General features: G+C 65.6%; 21 protein-coding genes. 14 read left to right on the top strand and 7 right to left on the bottom strand.

Annotated features, from left to right (window positions below; translation table 11 throughout):
• Positions 1–6 precede the first annotated feature (6 nt).
• Positions 7–1,170 (bottom strand): isovaleryl-CoA dehydrogenase, encoded by a 1,164-nt coding sequence (locus SOM47_RS16645; RefSeq protein WP_042613707.1) that lies wholly within the window; start codon positions 1,168–1,170, stop codon positions 7–9.
• Between the two features lie 144 nt (positions 1,171–1,314).
• Between SOM47_RS16645 and SOM47_RS16640 the strand changes: the two genes are divergently transcribed.
• The 3 genes from SOM47_RS16640 (at position 1,315) to SOM47_RS16630 (ending at position 4,221) form a co-directional block, all read left to right on the top strand.
• The gene (locus SOM47_RS16640) at positions 1,315–1,920 is read left to right on the top strand and encodes a TetR/AcrR family transcriptional regulator (RefSeq protein WP_192084722.1); all 606 of its coding nucleotides are present in this window, start codon (positions 1,315–1,317) and stop codon (positions 1,918–1,920) included.
• 222 nt (positions 1,921–2,142) lie between these two features.
• The gene (locus tag SOM47_RS16635; protein ID WP_042613709.1) at positions 2,143–2,661 is read left to right on the top strand and encodes a c-type cytochrome; all 519 of its coding nucleotides are present in this window, start codon (positions 2,143–2,145) and stop codon (positions 2,659–2,661) included.
• 117 nt (positions 2,662–2,778) lie between these two features.
• Entirely contained in the window at positions 2,779–4,221 is a 1,443-nt protein-coding gene (locus SOM47_RS16630) for an ExeM/NucH family extracellular endonuclease (protein WP_320506196.1), read from the top strand.
• Between the two features lie 47 nt (positions 4,222–4,268).
• On the opposite strand, the gene SOM47_RS16625 is transcribed toward SOM47_RS16630, so the two are convergent.
• From SOM47_RS16625 to SOM47_RS16615, 3 genes are all read right to left on the bottom strand, one after another.
• Positions 4,269–4,772: a DUF3011 domain-containing protein gene (locus SOM47_RS16625; protein WP_320506231.1), complete on the bottom strand. Its 504-nt coding sequence runs from the start codon at positions 4,770–4,772 to the stop codon at positions 4,269–4,271.
• Between the two features lie 114 nt (positions 4,773–4,886).
• Positions 4,887–5,048, bottom strand: coding sequence for a hypothetical protein (locus tag SOM47_RS16620; protein WP_161793568.1), 162 nt, complete (start codon positions 5,046–5,048; stop codon positions 4,887–4,889).
• A 161-nt stretch (positions 5,049–5,209) separates the two neighbouring features.
• The gene (locus tag SOM47_RS16615) at positions 5,210–6,067 is read right to left on the bottom strand and encodes a hypothetical protein (RefSeq protein ID WP_042613712.1); all 858 of its coding nucleotides are present in this window, start codon (positions 6,065–6,067) and stop codon (positions 5,210–5,212) included.
• Positions 6,068–6,112: 45 nt separating this feature from the next.
• On the opposite strand from SOM47_RS16615, the gene SOM47_RS16610 reads away from it, so the two are divergent.
• The 7 genes from SOM47_RS16610 to SOM47_RS16580 all read left to right on the top strand — a co-directional run bounded on the left by SOM47_RS16610 (position 6,113) and on the right by SOM47_RS16580 (position 14,660).
• The gene (locus SOM47_RS16610; RefSeq protein ID WP_042613713.1) at positions 6,113–6,787 is read left to right on the top strand and encodes an alpha/beta hydrolase; all 675 of its coding nucleotides are present in this window, start codon (positions 6,113–6,115) and stop codon (positions 6,785–6,787) included.
• Positions 6,784–7,884, top strand: a complete 1,101-nt coding sequence (gene zapE / locus SOM47_RS16605) for a cell division protein ZapE (protein ID WP_042613714.1) — start codon at positions 6,784–6,786, stop codon at positions 7,882–7,884. The genes SOM47_RS16610 and zapE overlap by 4 nt, the downstream gene beginning before the upstream one ends.
• Before the next feature lie 618 nt (positions 7,885–8,502).
• Positions 8,503–10,899: a ribonucleoside-diphosphate reductase subunit alpha gene (locus SOM47_RS16600; protein WP_042613715.1), complete on the top strand. Its 2,397-nt coding sequence runs from the start codon at positions 8,503–8,505 to the stop codon at positions 10,897–10,899.
• Between the two features lie 63 nt (positions 10,900–10,962).
• Entirely contained in the window at positions 10,963–11,982 is a 1,020-nt protein-coding gene (locus SOM47_RS16595; protein WP_042613716.1) for a ribonucleotide-diphosphate reductase subunit beta, read from the top strand.
• A gap of 144 nt (positions 11,983–12,126) precedes the next feature.
• A complete protein-coding gene (locus tag SOM47_RS16590) occupies positions 12,127–12,540 on the top strand; it encodes an acyl-CoA thioesterase (protein WP_192084716.1) in 414 nt (137 codons plus the stop codon).
• 44 nt (positions 12,541–12,584) lie between these two features.
• Positions 12,585–13,394, top strand: coding sequence for an NAD-dependent protein deacetylase (locus SOM47_RS16585; protein ID WP_320506195.1), 810 nt, complete (start codon positions 12,585–12,587; stop codon positions 13,392–13,394).
• A gap of 165 nt (positions 13,395–13,559) precedes the next feature.
• The gene (locus SOM47_RS16580) at positions 13,560–14,660 is read left to right on the top strand and encodes an NADH:flavin oxidoreductase/NADH oxidase (protein ID WP_080335134.1); all 1,101 of its coding nucleotides are present in this window, start codon (positions 13,560–13,562) and stop codon (positions 14,658–14,660) included.
• 368 nt (positions 14,661–15,028) lie between these two features.
• On the opposite strand, the gene SOM47_RS16575 is transcribed toward SOM47_RS16580, so the two are convergent.
• On the bottom strand, positions 15,029–15,460 hold the full coding sequence (locus SOM47_RS16575) for a hypothetical protein (RefSeq protein ID WP_152620630.1): 432 nt from the start codon (positions 15,458–15,460) through the stop codon (positions 15,029–15,031).
• A 75-nt stretch (positions 15,461–15,535) separates the two neighbouring features.
• Here SOM47_RS16575 and SOM47_RS16570 point away from each other — a divergent pair, with 75 nt between their 5' ends.
• A complete protein-coding gene (locus SOM47_RS16570) occupies positions 15,536–16,075 on the top strand; it encodes a hypothetical protein (RefSeq protein WP_320506194.1) in 540 nt (179 codons plus the stop codon).
• Between the two features lies 1 nt (position 16,076).
• Positions 16,077–16,952, top strand: coding sequence for a hypothetical protein (locus tag SOM47_RS16565; RefSeq protein WP_192084712.1), 876 nt, complete (start codon positions 16,077–16,079; stop codon positions 16,950–16,952).
• Between the two features lie 68 nt (positions 16,953–17,020).
• Here the strand turns inward: SOM47_RS16565 and SOM47_RS16560 are convergent, their stop codons facing one another.
• Entirely contained in the window at positions 17,021–17,941 is a 921-nt protein-coding gene (locus tag SOM47_RS16560) for a LysR family transcriptional regulator (protein WP_320506193.1), read from the bottom strand.
• Positions 17,942–18,066: 125 nt separating this feature from the next.
• Here SOM47_RS16560 and SOM47_RS16555 point away from each other — a divergent pair, with 125 nt between their 5' ends.
• A complete protein-coding gene (locus tag SOM47_RS16555) occupies positions 18,067–18,345 on the top strand; it encodes a DUF2798 domain-containing protein (RefSeq protein WP_042613722.1) in 279 nt (92 codons plus the stop codon).
• A gap of 287 nt (positions 18,346–18,632) precedes the next feature.
• Positions 18,633–19,484: a formyltetrahydrofolate deformylase gene (purU, locus tag SOM47_RS16550; protein WP_320506192.1), complete on the top strand. Its 852-nt coding sequence runs from the start codon at positions 18,633–18,635 to the stop codon at positions 19,482–19,484.
• A 100-nt stretch (positions 19,485–19,584) separates the two neighbouring features.
• Here purU and pncA read toward each other — a convergent pair whose 3' ends face one another.
• On the bottom strand, positions 19,585–20,211 hold the full coding sequence (gene pncA / locus SOM47_RS16545) for a bifunctional nicotinamidase/pyrazinamidase (RefSeq protein ID WP_320506191.1): 627 nt from the start codon (positions 20,209–20,211) through the stop codon (positions 19,585–19,587).
• Positions 20,212–20,336: the final 125 nt, after the last annotated feature.

Genomic DNA, 20,336 nt, shown 5'->3' with positions numbered 1-20,336 from the left:
AGGCCCTTACAGCGTGCGCTGGAACAGTTCGCGACCGATCAGCATGCGGCGGATTTCCGAGGTGCCCGCGCCGATTTCATACAGCTTGGCGTCGCGCCACAAGCGGCCGGTGGGGTATTCGTTGATGTAGCCGTTGCCGCCCAGGATCTGGATCGCCTGGCCGGTCAGCCAGGTGGCTTTCTCGGCGGCGTACAGGATGGCGCCGGCGGAATCCTGGCGGGTGGTGCGGCCCTGGTCGCAGGCGCGCGCCACCGCATAGACGTAGGCACGGCACGCGCCGAGGCCCACGTACATGTCAGCGATCTTGGCCTGGATCAGCTGGAAGCTGCCGATCGCTTCGCCGAACTGGTGGCGCTCGTGCACGTACGGCATCACCACGTCCATCGCCGCGGCCATCAGCCCCAGCGGGCCGCCGGACAGCACCACGCGCTCGTAATCCAGACCGGACATCAGCACGCGCACGCCACTGCCTTCCTGGCCGAGCACGTTCTCTGCCGGTACTTCACAGTCCTGGAACACCAGTTCGCTGGTGGGCGAGGAGCGCATGCCCAGCTTGTCCAGCTTCTGCGCGGTGCTGAAACCCTTCATGCCTTTTTCCACCAGGAAGGCGGTGATGCCCTTCGCGCCGGCGTCTGGATCGGTCTTGGCATACACCACCAGCACGTCGGCATCCGGGCCGTTGGTGATCCACATCTTGTTGCCGTTGAGCACGTAGCGGTCGCCCCGCTTCTCCGCGCGCAGCTTCATCGACACCACGTCCGAACCGGCACCGGGCTCGCTCATCGCCAGCGCGCCGACCAGCTCGCCGCTGCAAAGGCCGGGCAGGAAGCGCTGCTTCTGCGCTTCGGTCCCGTTCTTGCGCAGTTGGTTCACGCACAGGTTGGAGTGCGCGCCGTAGGACAGGCCGATGCCGCCGGAGGCACGCGAGACCTCTTCCATCGCCACCACGTGGGCCAGGTAGCCCATGCCGGTGCCGCCGTATTCCTCTTCGACGGTCATGCCGAGCAGGCCCTGCTCGCCCAGCTTGCGCCACAGCGCCAGCGGGAACTGGTTGGTTTCATCGGCGTGGGCGGCCAACGGCGCGATCTCGGCGGCAGCGAACTGGGCCACGCTGTCGCGCAGCAGGTCGATGTCTTCGCCAAGGTCGAAATTCAGGGATGGAACGTGCATGCGGGCGACTCCACGGACAGGCGGCGGGTAGGGGGGCGCACCGGAGGGGAGCAGGCAAGGAACCTGCGCGGGCGATGGCCCCAGACTAGCCCGGATCAAGTAAAAAGTGAACACAAGTTCAAAAATTGAATCTACAATCACCCCATGGCTTACAAACGCTCACCGCTGATGGAAGAACGGATGGCCGGAGCGCGCGAGCGGATCCTGCTGGCGGCCCGTGAACTGGTCGCGGCGGGCGGTTACCGCAATGCGCCGGTCACTGCCGTTGCGGCCCAGGCGGGGGTGTCCACCGGGCTGATCTACCGCCACTTCCCGTCCAAGGCCGAGCTGTTCGTGGAGGTCTTGAGCGCGGCGGTGGAGCACGAAGTCGAGATACTGGAAGGCATCGCTGCCGGCCCTGAACCGGCACCGCAGCGGCTGCGGCTGGCGATCACCGCTTTCGTGCGGCGCGCGCTGGCCGGGCCCGGGCTGGCGCATGCCTTCATCGTCGAACCGGTAGACCCGGAAGTCGAAGCCGAGCGCATGCGCGGGCGGCGGCGCTTCGGCGACGTGTTCCGTCGGCTGGTGCAGGACGGCATTGCCAGCGGCGCGTTCCCCGCGCAGGACGTAGACGTCACCGCGGCCTGCATCGTCGGTGCCTTCACCGAAGCCCTGGTGGGCCCGACCGCGCCCAGCCGCCAGGCCCATCGCGACGAGCACGCCCTGGCTGACTCGATCAGCGCGTTCTGCCTGCGCGCCGCCGGCGGCTGATCACGGTTTGGTCGCTGACGACCCTTCTGGTGGGTGACGACCGTTGGTCGTCACATGCCTGCAAGGGGTAGCGCCCAGCCACGCTCGGCGAGCGCAGCGGCCTGGCCTCCGCCATCCATGCTGCACTGCGCTGTTGTCCCCGGCGAGGCCCGTTCTATACTCGGGCAGCAGGCTCATACGCTCAGCCGTGGTCCATCGACTATCAGCCAGGGGTAACGAAGAGTGCGGAATCACGATCTTGAGTTCCTGAAACGCTTTTCCATGGTCATCGGCCTGCTGGCCGTGATTACCTTGGGGTTGATCTTCCTGGCCGCCTGGCTGCACACCCGGATTCCTGCCGAGGTATCGCCCACGGCGGTGCTGCGGACCGGCCAGCGCATCGCCCCGTCCGGCGCGGTCTACGCCGGCAGCACCGGTGCGTCGGCGCAGGCGGCAGCCCAGGCGGCCGCGCTGGCGAAGGCCGCCTCGCAGGTGGCCTACGGCGGCACCACCGACGGCAAAGTGATCTACGACAACCTCTGCACCGCCTGCCACACCACCGGTGTCGGCCTGGCCCCCACGCTGGATCATTCGCACTGGGATGCGCGCATCGCGCAGGGCAAGGAAACCCTCTACAAGCACGCCATCGAGGGTTACACCGGCCCCGATGGCGGCATCATGCCACCCAAGGGCGGCAACCCTGCGCTCAGCGAAGAGCAGATCCACGCCACGGTCGACTGGATGATCGGCAACCTGAAATAGGGTGAACCATGCCGCCTGTGGCCGCTGGTCCCATGACGCATCAGGCTTTCATGTTTTGTGGTTACAGTGGCGACCTGTCCCTTCCGTTGCCGCTGTAACCGTCTGGAGCCGTTGTCGATGCGTCGTTGCCTGCTTGCCTTTGCCGTGGCCTTGTCCGTTTCCCCCGCCTTCGCGCAGCCGCAGCCCGCGCCGCAGGCGATGCCCGGCCAGTTGGCCAGCGCCGACGGCGCGACGATCACCCTTACCCGTGCGCCCAGCGACTGGCGTGCACTGGATGGCAAGTACGTCCGCATCGCCGCCCCGCTCACCCTGGCCGGCACTGACGGTCTGGAGCGTTTCGGCCAGCTCACCGTGGCCTTCGAAGGCCGCCTGTGGCAGCCCACCGAAGTGGCCGTGCCCGGCAGCGCCGGCTACAGCCAGGTGATCGCCGACAACCAGCGCCGGCGCCTGTTGCTGGACGACGGCAGCGATGCCCGCGATCCGCAGCAGGTGCCGTACCTGGCTGCCGATACGGTGCTGCGCACCGGCATGCAGCTGCGCGGCGTGGAAGGTCGGGTACGCGTGGACGCACAAGGCCGCCCCAGCCTGCAGCTGGGCCGCGCGCTGGCCCTGCCTTCGCTGCAGCGCCCGGCGGTGCCGCAGGTGGACGGTTCGCTGAAGGTGGCCGCCTTCAACCTCGAAAATTTCTTCAATGGCGACGGCAAGGGTGGCGGCTTCCCCACGATGCGCGGGGCCAGGACGCTGGAAGAGCACCACGCGCAGCTGAAGAAGCTGATCGCCACCATCGCCCCGCTGGACGCTGACGTGGCCGCGCTGATGGAGCTGGAGAACGATGGCTACGGCCCGCAGTCGGCCATTGCCACGCTGGTGGATGCGATCAACGCCGCCCCCGGCAGCCATGCTGACTGGCGCTTCGTCGATGCCGGCAACGGCCCGGGCGAGAATCCGATCCGGGTCGGCATCATCTACCGGTCCAGCCGGCTGACCGCGCTCGGCAAGCCGGCCACGCTGCAAGGCGGTACCTTCGTCGAACATAGCCGGGTGCCGCTGGCGCAGGCCTTCCAGGCCAAGGGCGGTGCGCCCTTCATGGTGGTCGCCAATCATTTCAAGTCCAAGGGCTGCCGCGATGCCAGTGGCGCCGATGCCGACCACGATGACGGCCAGGGCTGCTGGAATGCCACGCGGGTGACATCGGCCCAGCAGTTGAACACCTGGATGCAGGGCGATCCGACCGGCACCGGCACGCGGGATGCGGTGCTGCTGGGCGACTTCAATGCCTATGCGATGGAGGATCCGATCCGCGCGCTGCGCAGCGCCGGCTGGCAGGACGCTTTCGCGCTGGCCAGGGTGGAGCGTCCTTACAGCTATGTCTACAACGGCTACAGCGGGCGGCTGGACCACGCGCTGCTCAACGCCGGCATGGCCAAGCGACTGTCAGGCGCGGCCGAGTGGCACATCAATGCCGACGAGATGGATGCTGGCGGCTATGCCAAACGCAACGGTGCGGGGCCGTGGCGCAGCTCGGACCACGACCCGCTGCTGCTGGGCTTCGACCGCTGATGACCGGGATGTGCCGGATCGGTCCGGCACATGCCCTGGCTTACAACTCAGCGCTCGACATTGAACGTGGCACGGCAACCATTGTTGACCCAGATGCCGTCCCCGGTGCTGCCCCAGTCGCGACCTTCCATGCAGGGTGAACCAGAGTGCTGTTCGGCCAGCCACACACGGCCGGCAGGGCCTGTGCGACAACGTGTGTAGCGCTGGTGGATGCTGCTGCAGCTGATGCGCTGCAGCGCCACATCCGGGTAGGGCTGCCCCCTGCTGACGTGCCCGCCATGGGGGCGCGCCGGGCGCGTGTAACTGTGCGGATCGTACGGCTGCCCGGGTTCTGCCGGATACGCGGGAGCCGGGGACACCGGGTGCGCAGGTTGCGCGGCCCAGGGCGAGCTGGGGCGTGCGCGTCCTGCTTCTGGCCCGGCCCGGCGCAGGGGCTCATCGCGTTGCAGGGAGACCTCGCCGGACTGGCCTTTCTCCAACGTTGCTGTGCTGGCAGCGGCCTGCTGGGCAGCGACAGGTGCGGCGGCACAGAGGGCTCCGAGCGCTGCCATGCCGGTCAACAACGTAGCGGCACCGCGATTCAGGTGACTTTTCATGCAATGAACTCCCAAGGTGGAGGATCGATGGCGGCGACGCAGGCCATCGTCCGTGCGTGCCGCGCCGGATCAGTCCTGTTGGACCCGGATGCTGCGGCTGGGGTCGCTATGCCCGTCGATGGGAACCGATATGGAGTTGTCGCGTTGCGCGTGGTGGTACCCGTGGCTGCTGCAAGCGGACAGTTGGCTGGCCAGTGCCAGCAGGGCGCAGCAGGTAATGAGGCGTTTCATCAATCTTCTCCAGATCAAGGTGAGCCGTGACCATAAAGAGAAGCAAGGAGCCAGTGGCGTCACTACCGTGAAGCAGCGCACAGTCGGATCCGCTCGGTTCAAAGATTGTTTAGCGTTTGATGCAGCGTGATCGGATCCCACGCGGCATGGCAGCACGCCGTTCACCCCAGCGCGATCAGGCCGATCGCCAGCACGGCCAGCGCCAAGCCTGCACGGTTCCACGCGCTGGTGCGCTCGCCGAAACCGTACATGCCGACCAGCGCGCCCAGCACCACCACGCCGATGTTCATGCCGGCGAACACGGTGGCCGGGCTGTCGGGCAGGGCCTGGTGTGCATGCACATAGAACAGGATGTTGCCGCCGTTGAGCAGGCCGAGCAGGGCACCGGCGCCGAGGTTGCGCCACGCCAGCCGGGTGCGGCCGCGGGCGTGCCGCACTAGCTGCAGGGCCAGCATCAGCAGGAAAGCCAGGCAGAAGCACATCAGCAGTGCGGCCATCGACGGGGTGCCGGACAGCGCGACCTTCTTCAGCAGGATGTCCACCGCCGCAAAGCCGAACCATACCCCAAGCAGCCAGCGCCAGCCTGCCGGCGCGGCCTCCGCACCCGGCCCGCGCGGGCGCAGGCTGATGGCCAGCATCGCTACCAGGCCCAGGCCAAGGCCTGCCAGCTTCCACGGCGTGGCGGTCTGGCCGAAGAACGCGAACGCGGCCAGCAGCGAAAGCAGCAGCGACAATCGCTGCGCCACATCACTGCGTACGATGCCGGCCGCCGCCACCGCGCGGCCCAGCACCAGGAAGATCGCCGGCAGGATCACCGCCAGCGCCAGCAGCGCGGCCCACGGGGCGTGGCTGGAGTGCAGCGATGCCAGCGGCGGGCGCAGCACCAGCCCGGTCATCGCTGCGGCCACCAGGTAATTCCAGGTGACCATCTGGCCCACGTCCAGCTGCTGGCGACGTGCGAGCTTCAGCATCACCGACACCAGCACGCTGCAGATCACCGCGAAGACGAGGAAGTACATGGGGGCCGGGAGCAGGGGACGGGTGGGGGACGCTATCATGTTGCCATGCGCAATCCTCCTTTCCCCCCGCAGTCGGACACCCTCGTGCTTGCCGGACCGGTCGGTCCGCTGGACGTAGCGGTTGATCTGCCCAAGCCGGAGGTGCCGGCCCAGCCGGTGACCGCCATCGTCTGCCACCCGCTGTCCACCGAGGGCGGCACGATGCACAACAAGGTGGTCACCATGGCCGCCAACGCGCTGCGCGACCTTGGCGTGGCGACGGTGCGTTTCAACTTCCGCAGTGTCGGCGGATCGGCCGGCCGCTTCGACCACGGCAACGGCGAACAGGACGACCTGAAGGCCGTGGTGGCCTGGGTGCGCGAACAGCGCCCGGACGACCAGGTGTGGTTGGTGGGCTTCAGCTTTGGTGCCTTCGTTTCGTTGAAAGTCACCGCCGAGGTGCAGCCGCAGGCGCTGGTGTCGATCGCCCCGCCGGCCGGCCGCTGGGACTTCGGCGGCATCCAGCCGCCGGCACAGTGGCTGGTGATCCAGGGCGAGCAGGACGAGATCGTCGATCCGCAGGCGGTGTATGACTGGTTGGAGACCGTGGACGCACCGCACGAGCTGGTGCGCATGCCCGACACCAGCCACTTCTTCCACCGCAAGCTGATCGACCTGCGCGGAGCGATCACCCACGGGGTGAAGCGCTGGCTGCCGCTGCAAGCGGATCCGGCGGCATGAGCGAGGCGGTGATGACCCCTTCGCGGCGCTATGCCGAGGGCGTGGCGCGCGGCGAATGGCAGGACGACCCGGCCCAGCACGCCGCGCTGGCCGAACTGGACCGCATCCATCTGGCGCTGCTGGAAGATGCCGACGACGGCTGGCTGGACCGGTTGTCGTCGTTCTTCAAGAAGCCCGAAGCAGTCAAGGGCCTGTATTTCTGGGGTGGCGTGGGCCGCGGCAAGACTTTCCTGGTAGACCTGTTCTACGACGGATTGCCGATCCAGCAGAAGTACCGCACGCACTTCCACCGGTTCATGCGCGGCATCCATGAACGCCTGCGCGAACACCAGGGGCAGAGCGATCCGTTGGCGAAGATCGCCCAGGAGTGGCGCAGCAAACTGCGCGTGCTGGTGCTGGACGAATTCTTCGTCACCGATATCGGTGATGCGATGCTGCTGGCGCGCCTGCTGGAACGCTTGTTCGCCGAGGGCGTGACCCTGGTGACGACCTCCAACACGGCGGTGGAAAACCTGTACCTCAACGGCCTGCAGCGTGACAGCTTCCTGCCCGCGATCGACCTGCTGCAGCGCTACTGCGTGGAGCTGTACGCCGAAGGCACCGAGGACTACCGCATGCGCGCGCTCACGCGTTCGCCGGTGTACCGGGCGCCGCTGGCCGCCGACAGCGATGCGTGGCTGGGCACGCGCTGGGCCGACTTGAGCGGCGGGCAGCCGGCGAAGACCGGCAACATCGAGATCGAGGGCCGCAAGATCCCGGTGCGCGGGCGCGGCAAGAGCATCGCCTGGTTCGACTTCCCGGCGCTGTGCGAAGGCCCACGCGGGCCCTCGGACTACATCGAGATCGCGCAGGAGTTCAACACCGTGCTGCTGGGCGGCATCCCCGCCTTCGACCGCAACAACGAAGACGCCGCGCGGCGCTTCGTCAACCTGATCGACGAACTGTACGACCGCCACGTCAACCTGGTCTGCACCGCCACCACCTCGCCGATCGAGCTCTACACCGGCACCCGCCTGCAGGGCGCCTTCGAGCGCACGGCCTCGCGCCTGATCGAAATGCAGAGCGCCGAATACCTGGGCACCGCGCACAAAGCCTGAAAAAGGGGACGGAGGGGATTAAGGCGCAATTGGCCAGAAGGCGGTCATTTGCGCCTTAATCCCCTCCGTCCCCTTTTTGGGTGCCCAGCCAGTTTCGTGCACGCTGCGTGAGGGTCAGTGTTGCGTTGATCGTGACCCGCTGTCACATCAAAAGGGTGCTCTTCGGCCTTGACTGCGCACCCGTTTCTGGCGGGTAGCGCCCCTGCGGGGCGGGCCCGAAACCGCTGGTCCTTGCGCCACAAGGGATTAGGAGAAATCCCTACATTTGGCGTTGACGGACCCTCTTACCCCCACTATCTTGTGGCCGTCGGTGTCTTCGACCACAAGTCGAGGGCACGGACGGGAAGCCTGGACCCCTGCATGCAGGGACTCCGGCACTGCCCCGCAACGGTACTTTCGGGAGCCTTTCCGTCTTGCCGACAGCCGCATGTGCACATGTGCGGCGCTGGCTGCGTGATCTCTGATCGGATGACAGGTTTTGCAGGGTGCGGTGTGCGGGCTTTCCGTCGCTGTCGCGCCGTATGCGACACCTCTCTTTCATCCTTGGATTGATCCGCACCGGAACGTGCCTGCCCAGGCGCGCCGTGCATCCCATCTCACGCCCAGAGGACCACCGCCGTGACCACCGAAAACAGTGCCACCATCGACAAGGAAAGCGAGTTCCTGCTTACGTCGCCGCCGACTGCCAACACCATGAGTGTGACCAAGCGCAACGGTACGACCGAGCTGGTGGACCTGAACAAGATCGTCCGCGCGGTGCAGCGTTCCTCGGAAGGCCTGCATTCGGTCGATCCGATGCGCGTGGCCACCCGCACCATTTCCGGCCTGTACAACGGTGCCACCACGCAGGAGCTGGACGAGCTGTCCATCCGCACCTCCGCCCTGCTGATCGGTGAAGAGCCCGAGTACGGCCGCCTGGCCGCGCGCCTGCTGGCCAACTTCATCGCCAAGGAAGTGTCCAACCAGGAGATCCACGCGTTCTCCCAGTCGGTCGGCCGTGGCCACGAAGTGGGCCTGATCAACGACCGCCTGCTGGGCTTCGTGCAGATCAACGCGCGCAAGCTCAACGATGCGATCGATCCGACGCTGGACCTGAACTTCGATTACTTCGGCCTGCGTACCCTGTACGACCGCTACCTGCTGCGCCATCCGCACACCCGCAAGGTGATCGAGACCCCGCAGCAGTTCTTCCTGCGCATCGCCAGCGCGCTGAGCGAAGACGTGGCCGAGACCCTGGCGCTGTACAAGCGCATGGGCAACCTGGATTACCTGCCGTCCTCGCCGACGCTGTTCAACTCGGGCACCACCCACGAGCAGCTGTCCTCGTGCTTCCTGCTGGATTCACCGCAGGATTCGCTGGAATCCATCTATTCCAAGTACGGCGACATCGCCCAGCTGTCCAAGTTCAGCGGCGGCATCGGCGTCAGCTACACCCGCGTGCGTTCGCGTGGCTCGCTGATCAAATCCACCAACGGCCATTCCAACGGCATCGTGCCGTGGCTGAAGACCATGGACTCCTCGGTTGCCGCGGTGAACCAGGGCGGCAAGCGCAAGGGCGCGGCCTGTGTGTACCTGGAAAGCTGGCACGCCGACATCGAGGACTTCCTCGAGTTGCGTGACAACACCGGCGACGAATCGCGTCGTGCGCACAACCTGAACCTGGCCAACTGGATCCCGGACCTGTTCATGAAGCGCGTCGAGGCCGACCAGGAATGGTCGCTGTTCGATCCGCGCGTGGTCCCCGAGTTCACCGATCTGTTCGGCGACGCCTTCGAAGCGGCGTACCTGCAGGCCGAAGCGCAGGGCAAGGCCAACCGCACCATCTCCGCACGCAAGCTGTACTCGCGGATGATGCGCACCCTGGCCGAGACCGGCAACGGCTGGATGACCTTCAAGGACAAGTGCAACCGCGCCAGCAACCAGACCCTGCGTCCGGGCAACGTGATCCACCTGTCCAACCTGTGCACCGAAATCCTGGAAGTCACCTCGGCCGAAGAGACCGCGGTGTGCAACCTGGGCTCGATCAACCTGGGCAACCATTTCGACGCCCACGGCGAGTTTGATTTCGACAAGCTGGCCGACACCGTGCGCCTGGCGATCCGCCAGCTGGACCGCGTGATCGACCTGAACTTCTACCCGATCGAATCTGCACGCCGCGGCAACCTGCGCTGGCGTCCGGTCGGCCTGGGCTGCATGGGCCTGCAGGACGTGTTCTTCCGCAAGCGCCTGGCCTTCGACAGTGCCGAAGCCCGCGCGCTGTCGAAGAAGATCGCTGAAAGCATCTACTTCCATGCACTGGAAACCTCGGTCGAACTGGCCCAGGAACGCGGCAAGCATCCGTCCTTCGCCGACACCCGTGCGGCCAGCGGCGAGCTGCAGTTCGATGCCTGGAACGTGGTGCCGGAAGACACCGCGCGTTGGGACGCCCTGCGTGAGCGCATCAAGGAACACGGCCTGCGCAACTCGCTGATGATCGCGATCGCCCCGACCGCCACCATCGCCTCCATCGCCGGCTGCTACGAGTGCGTGGAGCCGCAGGTGTCCAACCTGTTCAAGCGTGAGACCCTGTCCGGCGACTTCCTGCAGATCAACCGCTACCTGGTGACCGAGCTGAAGAAGCTGGGCCATTGGACGCCGGAAATGCGCGATGCGATCAAGCTGGCCGACGGTTCCATCCAGGGCATCGCCCAGATCCCGGAAACGCTGCGCCACGTGTACCGCACTGCGTGGGAACTGCCGATGCGTTCGCTGATCGACATGGCCGCCGATCGTGGCGCCTTCATCGACCAGTCCGCCTCGCTCAACCTGTTCATGGAAAGCCCGAACATCGGCGCGATGTCGTCCATGTACATGTACGCCTGGAAGCAGGGCATCAAGACCACCTACTACCTGCGTTCGCGTCCGGCCACCAAGATCGCCAAGACCACCGTCAGCAGCCACGTGGCCGCCGTCGATCCGGTCGATGCCATCGCCTGCTCGCTGGAAAATCCGGAAAGCTGCGAGGCGTGCCAGTAATACGCCGCAACGTTGTAGCGCCGGGCCCTGCCCGGCGTTTTCACCCGTAAACCAGGAATCACCATGGCTGATAAACCCACCCAGATGCTGCTCGACCCAGGTTTCGAACTGACCCTGCGTCCGATGCGCTACTCGCAGTTCTACGAGATGTACCGGAACGCGATCAAGAACACCTGGACGGTGGAAGAGATCAACTTCCAGATCGACATCAGCGACCTGCATTCGAAGATGTCGCCGGCCGACCGCCATCTGATCCACCGCCTGGTCGCGTTCTTCGCCACCGGCGATTCGATCGTGTCCAACAACCTGGTGCTGAACCTGTACCAGCACCTCAATGCGCCCGAAGCGCGCATGTACCTGTCGCGCCAGCTGTATGAAGAAGCGCTGCACGTGCAGTTCTACCTGACCCTGCTGGACAACTACCTGCCGGATCCGGATGAGCGCGTCAAAGCCTTCGCCGCGGTGGAGAACATCGACTCGATCAAGAAGAAGGCCGACTTCTGCTTCAAGTGGATCGATTCCATCCAGGACCTGCGCCGGATCGAAACGCGCGACCAGCGTCGCCAGTTCCTGCTCAACCAGATCTGCTTCGCTGCCTGCATCGAAGGCCTGTTCTTCTTCGCCGCGTTCGCCTACGTGTACTACTTCCGTTCGCGTGGCCTGCTCAACGGCCTGGCATCGGGTACCAACTGGGTGTTCCGCGATGAAAGCGCGCACATGGAGTTCGCCTTCGAGTGCGTGGACGTGATCCGCGAAGAAGAGCCGGACCTGTTCGACGATGCGATGAAGCAGCAGGTGTATGACATGCTGGCCGAAGCGATCGAGTGCGAAGTGCAGTTCGCCGAAGACGTGCTGTCCGGCGGCGTGGCGGGTATTTCCACCCGCGACATGCGCCAGTACCTGCAGCACTGCGCCGACAACCATTTCCACCGCCTGGGCATGGAGAAGAAGTACAACGTGCGCAACCCGCTGTCCTTCATGGAACTGCAGGACGTGCAGGAGCTGACCAACTTCTTCGAACGCCGCTCCTCGGCGTACCAGGTCGGCGTGAAGGGCGAAGTCGCCTTCGACATGTCCTTCTGATCGGGTAATGCCTCACCGTGGTAGCGCCGAGCCATGCTCGGCGAGCGAAGCGGGGTAGTGACGGCCGCTGGCCGTCAACGCGCGACACGAAAAAGGGACGGATGCGACATAATCGCTCCGTCCCTTTCTCATGCCGGTGCCCCCATGACCGCCCAGCCCGAAACCGTGCCGCCCATCGAAGTGCGCATGGCGGAGATCGTCTTCCCCAACCACACCAACCACATGGGCACCCTGTTCGGTGGCCAGGCGCTGGCATGGATGGACAAGGCCGCGTTCCTGGCCGCCGCGCGTTACTCGCGCCGCACCGTGGTCACCGCGCGCAGTGACCAGGTCGATTTCAAGCTGCCGATCCGCATTGGCCAGATGGTCGAAACCATCGGCCGTATCGTGGAAGTTGGCCGCAGTTCGATGAAAGTGCAGGTGGAATTGATCGCCGAGGACCTGCACAACGGCGAGCGAAAGCTGTGCACCCGCGGCCACTTCGTGATGATTGCGCTGGACGACGAAGGCCATCCCACCGCCGTCCCGCCGCTGCCCGAGGCCACGCCGGACGCCTGAGCCGGTGCTTGCACGGTGGCCGGGCTGCCCCCATCTGAGCGGGTATGAGCCAGCCGCTGACCGATTTCATCGCGCGCGCCCGCCGCCTGTTCGTGCTGACCGGCGCCGGTTGCAGTACTGCCTCCGGCATCCCGGATTACCGCGATGCCGACGGCCAGTGGAAGCGCACCCCGCCGGTGACCTACCAGGCCTTCATGGCCGAACCGGCGACCCGCCAGCGCTACTGGGCACGCAGCTTGGTCGGCTGGCCGCGCTTCGGCCACGCCGTGCCCAACGGCACCCATCACGCATTGGCCGCGCTGGAAGCCAGCGGCAAGCTGGAAGTGCTGCTGACCCAGAACGTGGACGTGCTGCACCAGCGCGCTGGCAGTGCCAACGTGATCGACCTGCACGGCCGGCTGGACCGCGTGCGCTGCATGGGCTGCGAACAGCGCAGCAGCCGCGAGGACCTGCAGCAGCGCCTGATGGCGGCCAATCCCGGCTGGGACGCGCTGGAAGCGGGCATCGCACCGGATGGTGACGCCGACCTGGAGACCGATTTCTCCGCCTTCCACGTGCCGGACTGCCTGCACTGCGGCGGCCTGCTGAAGCCGGACGTGGTGTTCTTCGGTGAGAACGTACCGCGCGAACGCGTCGCGGCCGTGCATGACCACCTGCAGCGCGCCGATGCGGTGCTGGTGGTGGGCTCATCGCTGATGGTGTATTCGGGATTCCGCTTCGTGCAGGCCGCGGCCAAGGCCGGGCTGCCGGTGGCAGCACTGAACCGGGGCCGCACCCGTGCCGATGAACTGCTCGCCTTCAAGGATGAGCGCGACTGCGCCGAAGCATTGGCGCCATGGCTGGCAGCATCGTGACACCCCCCGGTGTGGTGGGTGACGACAGTCACTGTGGTGGGTGACGACCGTTGGTCGTCACGCTCTTCATGCCCACCAAAAAACCCTGTTCCAACACAGCGCTTGATCTCCAACCCCATCGGCGCTGCAATAGCCCCTGTCTTTTTCCCCCTGCGAATCCCCCACGTGAGCCAGCTGCTGTCGCCCGTCACCTTCGGGCCCCTGACCCTGCCCAACCGCATCGTGATCGCGCCGATGTGCCAGTACTCCGCCGAAAACGGCCAGGCCACCGATTGGCACACCATCCACCTGGGCAACCTGTCCCAGTCCGGCGCCGGACTGCTGATCCTGGAAGCCACCGCCGTCGAGCCACGCGGCCGCATCAGCCATGCCGACCTGGGCCTGTGGGACGACGCCACCGAAGCCGCCTTGGACAAGGTGCTGCAGACGGTGCGCCGCTGGTCAACGATGCCGATCGGCATCCAGCTCGGCCACGCCGGTCGCAAGGCCTCGGTGTCGCGTCCGTGGGAAGGCGGCAAGCAGATTCCTGCCGATGATGACAACGGCTGGACGCCGGTCGCACCGTCGCCGCGCCCGTTCCACGCCGGCAACCCGGCCCCGCACGAACTGACGGAAGCCGAGATCGCCGGCATCGTCGAAGCCTTCGCCGAAAGCGCACGTCGTGCTGAGCGCCTGGGTATCCAGTTGATCGAACTGCATGCCGCGCATGGTTACCTGCTGCACCAGTTCCTGTCGCCGCTGAGCAACCAGCGTACCGATGGCTACGGTGGCCCGCTGCCGAACCGCATGCGCCTGCTGATCGAGGTGTACGACGCGGTGCGTGCGGCGGTATCGCCGTCGATCGCCGTGGGCGTGCGTATTTCGGCCAGTGACTGGGTCGCCGGCGGCTGGGACATCACCCAGACCGAGACCGTGGCGATGATCCTGGAATCGCGCGGCTGCAACTTCCTGCATGTGTCCAGCGGTGGCCTGGACGAACGCCAGAAGATCGAGATCGGTCCGGGCTACCAGGTGCCGTTCGCTGCGGCGATCAAGGCCAAGGGCCGCATGCCGGTGATCGCCGTGGGCCTGATCACCGAGCCCGACCAAGCCGAGTCGATCCTGCGCCACAACCACGCCGATGCCATCGCCCTGGCACGCGGCATCCTGTACGACCCGCGCTGGCCGTGGCACGCCGCCGCCGCACTGGGCGACAGCGTGGTGCCGGCCCCGCAGTACCTGCGCTGCGAACCGCGCGAAGCCCGCGGCGTCTTCGAAACGCGCTGACCCAGTAGTGACGGCCGCTGGCCGTCATGCTCGTGCCCTGGCTCCTGGTAGGCGACGACCGTTGGTCGTCACGCTCACGCTTCCGGTAGTGACGGCCGCTGGCCGTCATGCCCTTGCCCTGGCTCCTGCCGGAAAAACACAGATTCCCTCATGGACGCGATCAGCCCCGGCTGCGCACGATAGTCCCGCTGGTGCCAGTCGCCCCAGCCGGGATAGCAGTCCCGACTCCCGATGATGTTTTCCACTCTGTTCGCTCCGAAAAGGGAGTCAGAGAATGCACTGTTCTGCCGCTTGTACGGCGGGCGGTGCGTGGGGATCTTTGATCCACCTGTTGTCCATGGGGAACCATCTGGCCGGCACTGCTACCCTCACCGTCCGCCACCCTGCGCTCCCGCGCAGGTGGCCTTCCACGCTGCGAGGTCACCGGTGCTCGACAACGCCCAGGCCGATTCCACGCCATCCACCCCCGCCCGCCAGATGCCGCAGATAACACCGCGCACAAGACCACCTTCGAACTGCTCGAACTCGCTTCGCGCTTCCGCCATCCGGCTGCCGTTGCCGCGCTGCTGTAATCCTGCATCATTGAAAGCGACGGCGACGCGCAGATCATCGACCGCACGCTGGCGGCCATCGCGCACGCACAAGGCGTTCGCGGATTCCCACAGCGAAGTGGCGTGTCCTGTCGCCAGCTGCGACGCGAGCTGACCGGCCGACGCCCGACCCAGTTCGCCACCGTGCTGCAGGTGACGCGCACCTTCGGCCTCAGCCTGCACCTGACCGCGACCAGTAGGGACGACCATCAATCGTTTAGGCGCTTTGAGCAGGATTGCCCCATATCGTGACTCAGAGCTGAATTCGAACGCGCCAGATCCTTCATGTTTACTCCGCACACCAACGTGCAGACCTATCGAAAGGGTATGGGCATGATTCGTAGAAATGTACTCATCACTTTGATAACCGTTGCCGCCACATCATTCGCGCTGATGGCAAATGCATCTAATCCGGCGGAGATCACGGGCACCATTGAGCAACGGTTCGCGCCCATTCATAGCGAAGTACAATTGCAGGATTATCTCGTAGATATGCCCGCCACGTCACCGTTGCTTGACCTTTCAGACGAAGCCAGGGCTCGGTTTGTATCGTCATTGAAGTTCAACCACGCAGGTCTGGTCAGCTACAGCTATGCAGACGTGCAAGCGGAGCTGACAGCCACCCAGGCATACCGCCTGTTAGCACTGTTCGGCGCACAGCGTACGCTCAGGCTGCTTCCCGACCTTGAAATCAGGACGGCGGATGATGAACGAGTGATGCATTCCTTAAGTCCATCGTTGTTCCTTGACCATCCCGGATACGAGTGCACTGGTAGTTCAACCTGCTCAATCAGTAGCCACAAAATTTGCATGGGCGGATGCTGAAATGAATCCGCTGATGTCAGCTGGTCTTTGGGGTGCTTTTCTTATCGCAGGCATTGGCGAGTCAATGCTGCCCCTGGACCAGCGCATCGCGGGTATTGAGCAGGAACGGTTAGGCCTTGAGCCCAAGGAGCGACTGAGCGCGATGCTCAGAGCCTATGACAGTGAGGTCGCTCCTGAGGCTTTTAGCGATGAATGCGCACGTATAGATACATCGGTTCTGAAAGAAATCTATATGGCGAGCGTTCACATCGCTAGATACACCGCCAATGAAGAGTGGTTGGCTCGAGTGCGATGCCTGCATTCCGCACTGAAGGCCAAAGACATGGGCACAAAGAAGGGTGACGGTGCGCTGAGGGATATCCTTATTGCCACGCGTCACTTCGAGGAGGCTGATGCATTGGCTAGCCACCTCATGCCCTTCAAGCGAACGCTGCCCCGGATACTGGGTAAGAAAATGTCTCAGCAAGGGGTCCTTGTACCGGTTTCGAACGGCAACCTTCAGTGGACTCAATGGGAAAGCCGCCAAGGATGGCAGCTGGTAGCAATGGTGCATCCTCTTTGCGGGTTCTCCCGCCGTGCTTCGGCAGCGATAGCAAACCAGAAACGCTGGGATGATCTGCGCAGTCGGCTAAGAATGGTTGTGCAGCGTGAAGCAGGCTGGTACGGCGACGCAGCGGTGCGTGAATGGAATTTACTGCACCCGGAACTTCCCATTGTGTTTCAGGCGGGCGCGCAAGGATGGGGACCATTCGATGCCTATGAGACCCCGGTCTTTCATATCCTCCACGATGGAAAATTGGTTCGATCAATCTCGGGTTGGAAAGATGATGGGAGGCTCCTTCATGAAGCTTGGGGCGAGCTCGTTCATGGGGACTGACGCATACGAGCCATCTTTCTCATAGCTCCTTCGAACAGGAACATCGTCGTCCGTCAGCCCGTTGACCCTCATCCCGCCGGCACCTGCCATGCCACCGGCAATCCCGCCTGCAGGTACTCGAACAGCACGCGGATGCGCGCGGTGAAGTCGCGCCGGTCGCTCAGGCAGAAGTACATTTCCATGGGTTCCGGTCGCCACGCTGGGTCGTCGGCCAGCACGGCCTGAAGGCGGCCATCACGCAGATAGGGCTCGGCGACGAACGCGGCCAGCCGGGTGATGCCGCCGCCGGCCGCGGCCAGTTCGGCCAGGGCATCGATGTCGTCGCAGATCATTCCGGGCTGCATCGTCGCCTCGACACGGCCCTGTTCGCCGAGCAGCCCCCAGCGCAGCGGACGGCCGTCGGCAGGGAAGCGGAACAGCAGCGCGCGGTGACTCGCCAGCTGCTCCGGTGAGGTCGGGGTGCCCGCCCGTTCCAGATAGGACGGTGCGGCGCAGAACACGAACGGGATGCGCGCCAGCGGGCGTGCCACCAGCCCATCCTGCAGTTGTGCGCCGATGCGGATGCTAACGTCCACCGACTCTTCGGCGTGGCGCACGGCGCGGTCGGAAAGCCGCAGTTCCAGCTGCAACTGCGGATACCGGCGCTGCAGCGCGGGCAGCATCGGCGCCAGCACGTGGCGCCCGAACGCGCGGCTGCAGCCGATGCGCAGCGGGCCTGCCGGTTCGATGTCGCCGCTGCTGATCGCGGCCTGTGCGCCGGCCAGCTCCGCTTCGATGTGCTGCACCTTGGCCAGGTACAGCGCGCCGGCTTCGCTGAGCGACAGCGAACGGGTGCTGCGGTTGAACAGGCGCACGCCCAGGTGCGCCTCCAGCCGGCTGATGTTCTGGCCGACGGCCGTGGCGCTGATGCCGAGTGCGCGCGCGGCGCCGGCGATACTGCCGGCTTCGGCGGTGCGGGTGAAGGTGCGGATGAGCTGGAGCAGGTTCATGACCGCACAGCCTGCCATGGCCGGGGGCAAAGTTCTGCTTCGGACTGCCCCAAGCGCGCAGGGGCTGCAGCCGCGCGGCGCGTCGGGCATGCTGGAAGGCTGTTCCTGCACGCCCACCACCACCCATGACCGATTCCACTGTACTGCCGGCCCGCCGCGGGCTGAAGTTCGGCCATCGCGCTACGCCCTATGTCTTCGCCTTTTTCATGGCCGGCATCATGGCGATGCTGATGTGCCTGGTGATCACTGCCGCGCATGCGGGGGTGGACGAGGCCTACCTGGGCCGCGTGCTGGAGGCCTATCTGCTGGCGATGCCGGTGGCGTTCTGCTGCGTGCTGGTGGTGCGCCCGCTGGTGCTGCGGCTGGTGGCACTGACGGTGCATCCGCCTGAGCGCAATCGGTAGCGCCGAGCCACGCTCGGCGAGCGCAGCGGAAGGCGGAAGCGTGACGACCAACGGTCGTCACCCACCAACGGCAGAGGCATGACGGCCAGCGGCCGTCACTACCGGGGGAAATCGGTAGCGCCGAGCCATGCTCGGCGAGCGCAGCGGAAGGCAGGAGCATGACGACCAACGGTCGTCACCCACCAACGGCGGAGGCACGACGGCCAGCGGCCGTCACTACCGGGCGATGCAGTTGCATCTGAGAGCATTTATTCCGCAGCGCAGCAGGCTGCCCTAGACTTGGCCGGATGCGACCCGACTCCATCCTCACGCTGTCCTGCCCGGACCGCACCGGTATCGTCTACCGCGTGTCCGGCCTGTTGTACGACCACGGCTGCAACATCCTCGACGCCCAGCAGTTCGGCGACGAGGAGAGCGGGCGCTTCTTCCTGCGCGTGCATTTCGACCGTGATGCCGGCCTGCCGCTGGATACGGTCCAGGCGTCGATGCAGGCGCTGGCAAGCGACTTCGGCATGGACTGGCAACTGCACGACGGCCGCCGCCGGGCACGCCTGCTGGTGCTGGTCAGCAAGCAGGGCCACTGCCTCAACGACCTGCTGTTCCGCGCCCACAGTGGCCAGTTGAAGGTGGATATCGCCGCGGTGGCCTCCAACCACGCCGACTTCTCACCGCTCGCAGCGTCGTACGGCATTCCGTTCCATCACGTGCCGGTGAGCGCGGAAACGCGCGAGGTGCAGGAACGCCAGATCATCGATCTGGTCGAGCGCGAGAAGATCGACCTGGTGGTGCTGGCGCGCTACATGCAGATCCTCTCGCCGACGCTGTGCCGCGCGCTGGCGGGCCGTGCGATCAACATCCACCACAGCTTCCTGCCCAGCTTCAAAGGGGCGCAGCCGTATCACCAGGCGCACGCACGCGGGGTCAAGATCATCGGTGCCACTGCGCATTATGTGACCGAAGACCTGGACGAAGGCCCGATCATCGAACAGGACGTGGCCCGCGTGGATCATGCGATGACCCCGCGCGAGCTGGTGCGTCTGGGCAGCGACACCGAATCGCAGGTGTTGGCGCGTGCGGTGCGCCGGCATGTGGAGCATCGCATCCTGCTCAACGGGCATCGTACGGTGGTGTTCCGGTAGCGCCGGCGCGATCAGAGCAGGGCGATGTGTGGCGGGCATTACGATGCCGGATGGAATCCGCCGAGCATGGCTCGGCGCTACCAGGCGCTACCCAACGTGATCAAAGCAGCGCGATGCCTGCCGTTGCCAATGCCTGGCGCGTGGCGTCGTCGTTGTCGGCGCTGACCGGTCGGGTCAGGTCCCAGTGGAAGCCCACGGCGAAGCCGGCGCTGGCCGCGTCCTGTGCGGTCCACAACACGCAGTAGTCGCGCGCCAGTCCGCACACATGTACTTCGCTGATGCCGCGTTCGCGCAACCAGCCGGCCAGACCAGTTGCCGGGCGCGACCCTTCCGGGCCGTGGTTCTCGCGGAACGCGCTGTACGAATCCACCCGCGGACGGGTGCCTTTGCGCAGCACCAGGTCAGCGGCATTCCAGTCCACGCCGGGATGCAGCGCGGCGCCGGGTGATCCCTGCACGCAGTGGTCGGGCCACAGGGTCTGCGGATGGCCGTGCAGCTGGATCTGCGCGAACGGCTGCTGGCCGGCGTAGTGGCTGGCGAACGATGCATGGTTGACCGGGTGCCAATCCTGGGTGGCGACCACGGTGCGGTAGCGGCGCTCGGCCAGCAGCGCGGCGATCGGTGCGACCAGCGCATCGCCATCGGCACAGGCCAACGCGCCGCCGGGCATGAAGTCCGGTTGCAGGTCCACCACGATCAGGGCCACGTGGGCGGGCAGGGGCATCATGGGAAAATCCGTGCAGGGGAGCACGCAGCGTACCGGCACGAAAGCCCGCAGGGTAGGGCCGAAGGGGTAGAGCCGAAAGGGCGGAACCGAAGAGGTAGAGCCGACTTCAGTCGGCTGCCAGCCAC

Source organism: Stenotrophomonas sp. CFBP8980, assembly GCF_034046095.1.
GTDB classification, from domain to species: domain Bacteria; phylum Pseudomonadota; class Gammaproteobacteria; order Xanthomonadales; family Xanthomonadaceae; genus Stenotrophomonas; species Stenotrophomonas lacuserhaii.
Note: the sequence above shows the minus strand (reverse complement) of the source record. Positions and strands in the feature narration are given on the sequence as shown.

Excerpts from the sequence above, each read along its gene's own strand:
- SOM47_RS16645 (WP_042613707.1), bottom strand. The coding sequence starts at position 1,170 with ATGCACGTTCCATCCCTGAATTTCGACCTTGGCGAAGACATCGACCTG.
- SOM47_RS16640 (WP_192084722.1), top strand. The coding sequence starts at position 1,315 with ATGGCTTACAAACGCTCACCGCTGATGGAAGAACGGATGGCCGGAGCG.
- SOM47_RS16630 (WP_320506196.1), top strand. The coding sequence starts at position 2,779 with ATGCGTCGTTGCCTGCTTGCCTTTGCCGTGGCCTTGTCCGTTTCCCCC.
- SOM47_RS16625 (WP_320506231.1), bottom strand. The coding sequence starts at position 4,772 with ATGGCAGCGCTCGGAGCCCTCTGTGCCGCCGCACCTGTCGCTGCCCAG.
- SOM47_RS16620 (WP_161793568.1), bottom strand. The coding sequence starts at position 5,048 with ATGAAACGCCTCATTACCTGCTGCGCCCTGCTGGCACTGGCCAGCCAA.
- SOM47_RS16615 (WP_042613712.1), bottom strand. The coding sequence starts at position 6,067 with ATGTACTTCCTCGTCTTCGCGGTGATCTGCAGCGTGCTGGTGTCGGTG.
- SOM47_RS16610 (WP_042613713.1), top strand. The coding sequence starts at position 6,113 with ATGCGCAATCCTCCTTTCCCCCCGCAGTCGGACACCCTCGTGCTTGCC.
- zapE (WP_042613714.1), top strand. The coding sequence starts at position 6,784 with ATGAGCGAGGCGGTGATGACCCCTTCGCGGCGCTATGCCGAGGGCGTG.
- SOM47_RS16595 (WP_042613716.1), top strand. The coding sequence starts at position 10,963 with ATGGCTGATAAACCCACCCAGATGCTGCTCGACCCAGGTTTCGAACTG.
- SOM47_RS16590 (WP_192084716.1), top strand. The coding sequence starts at position 12,127 with ATGACCGCCCAGCCCGAAACCGTGCCGCCCATCGAAGTGCGCATGGCG.
- SOM47_RS16585 (WP_320506195.1), top strand. The coding sequence starts at position 12,585 with ATGAGCCAGCCGCTGACCGATTTCATCGCGCGCGCCCGCCGCCTGTTC.
- SOM47_RS16575 (WP_152620630.1), bottom strand. The coding sequence starts at position 15,460 with ATGGTCGTCCCTACTGGTCGCGGTCAGGTGCAGGCTGAGGCCGAAGGT.
- SOM47_RS16570 (WP_320506194.1), top strand. The coding sequence starts at position 15,536 with ATGTTTACTCCGCACACCAACGTGCAGACCTATCGAAAGGGTATGGGC.
- SOM47_RS16565 (WP_192084712.1), top strand. The coding sequence starts at position 16,077 with ATGAATCCGCTGATGTCAGCTGGTCTTTGGGGTGCTTTTCTTATCGCA.
- SOM47_RS16560 (WP_320506193.1), bottom strand. The coding sequence starts at position 17,941 with ATGAACCTGCTCCAGCTCATCCGCACCTTCACCCGCACCGCCGAAGCC.
- SOM47_RS16555 (WP_042613722.1), top strand. The coding sequence starts at position 18,067 with ATGACCGATTCCACTGTACTGCCGGCCCGCCGCGGGCTGAAGTTCGGC.
- purU (WP_320506192.1), top strand. The coding sequence starts at position 18,633 with ATGCGACCCGACTCCATCCTCACGCTGTCCTGCCCGGACCGCACCGGT.
- pncA (WP_320506191.1), bottom strand. The coding sequence starts at position 20,211 with ATGATGCCCCTGCCCGCCCACGTGGCCCTGATCGTGGTGGACCTGCAA.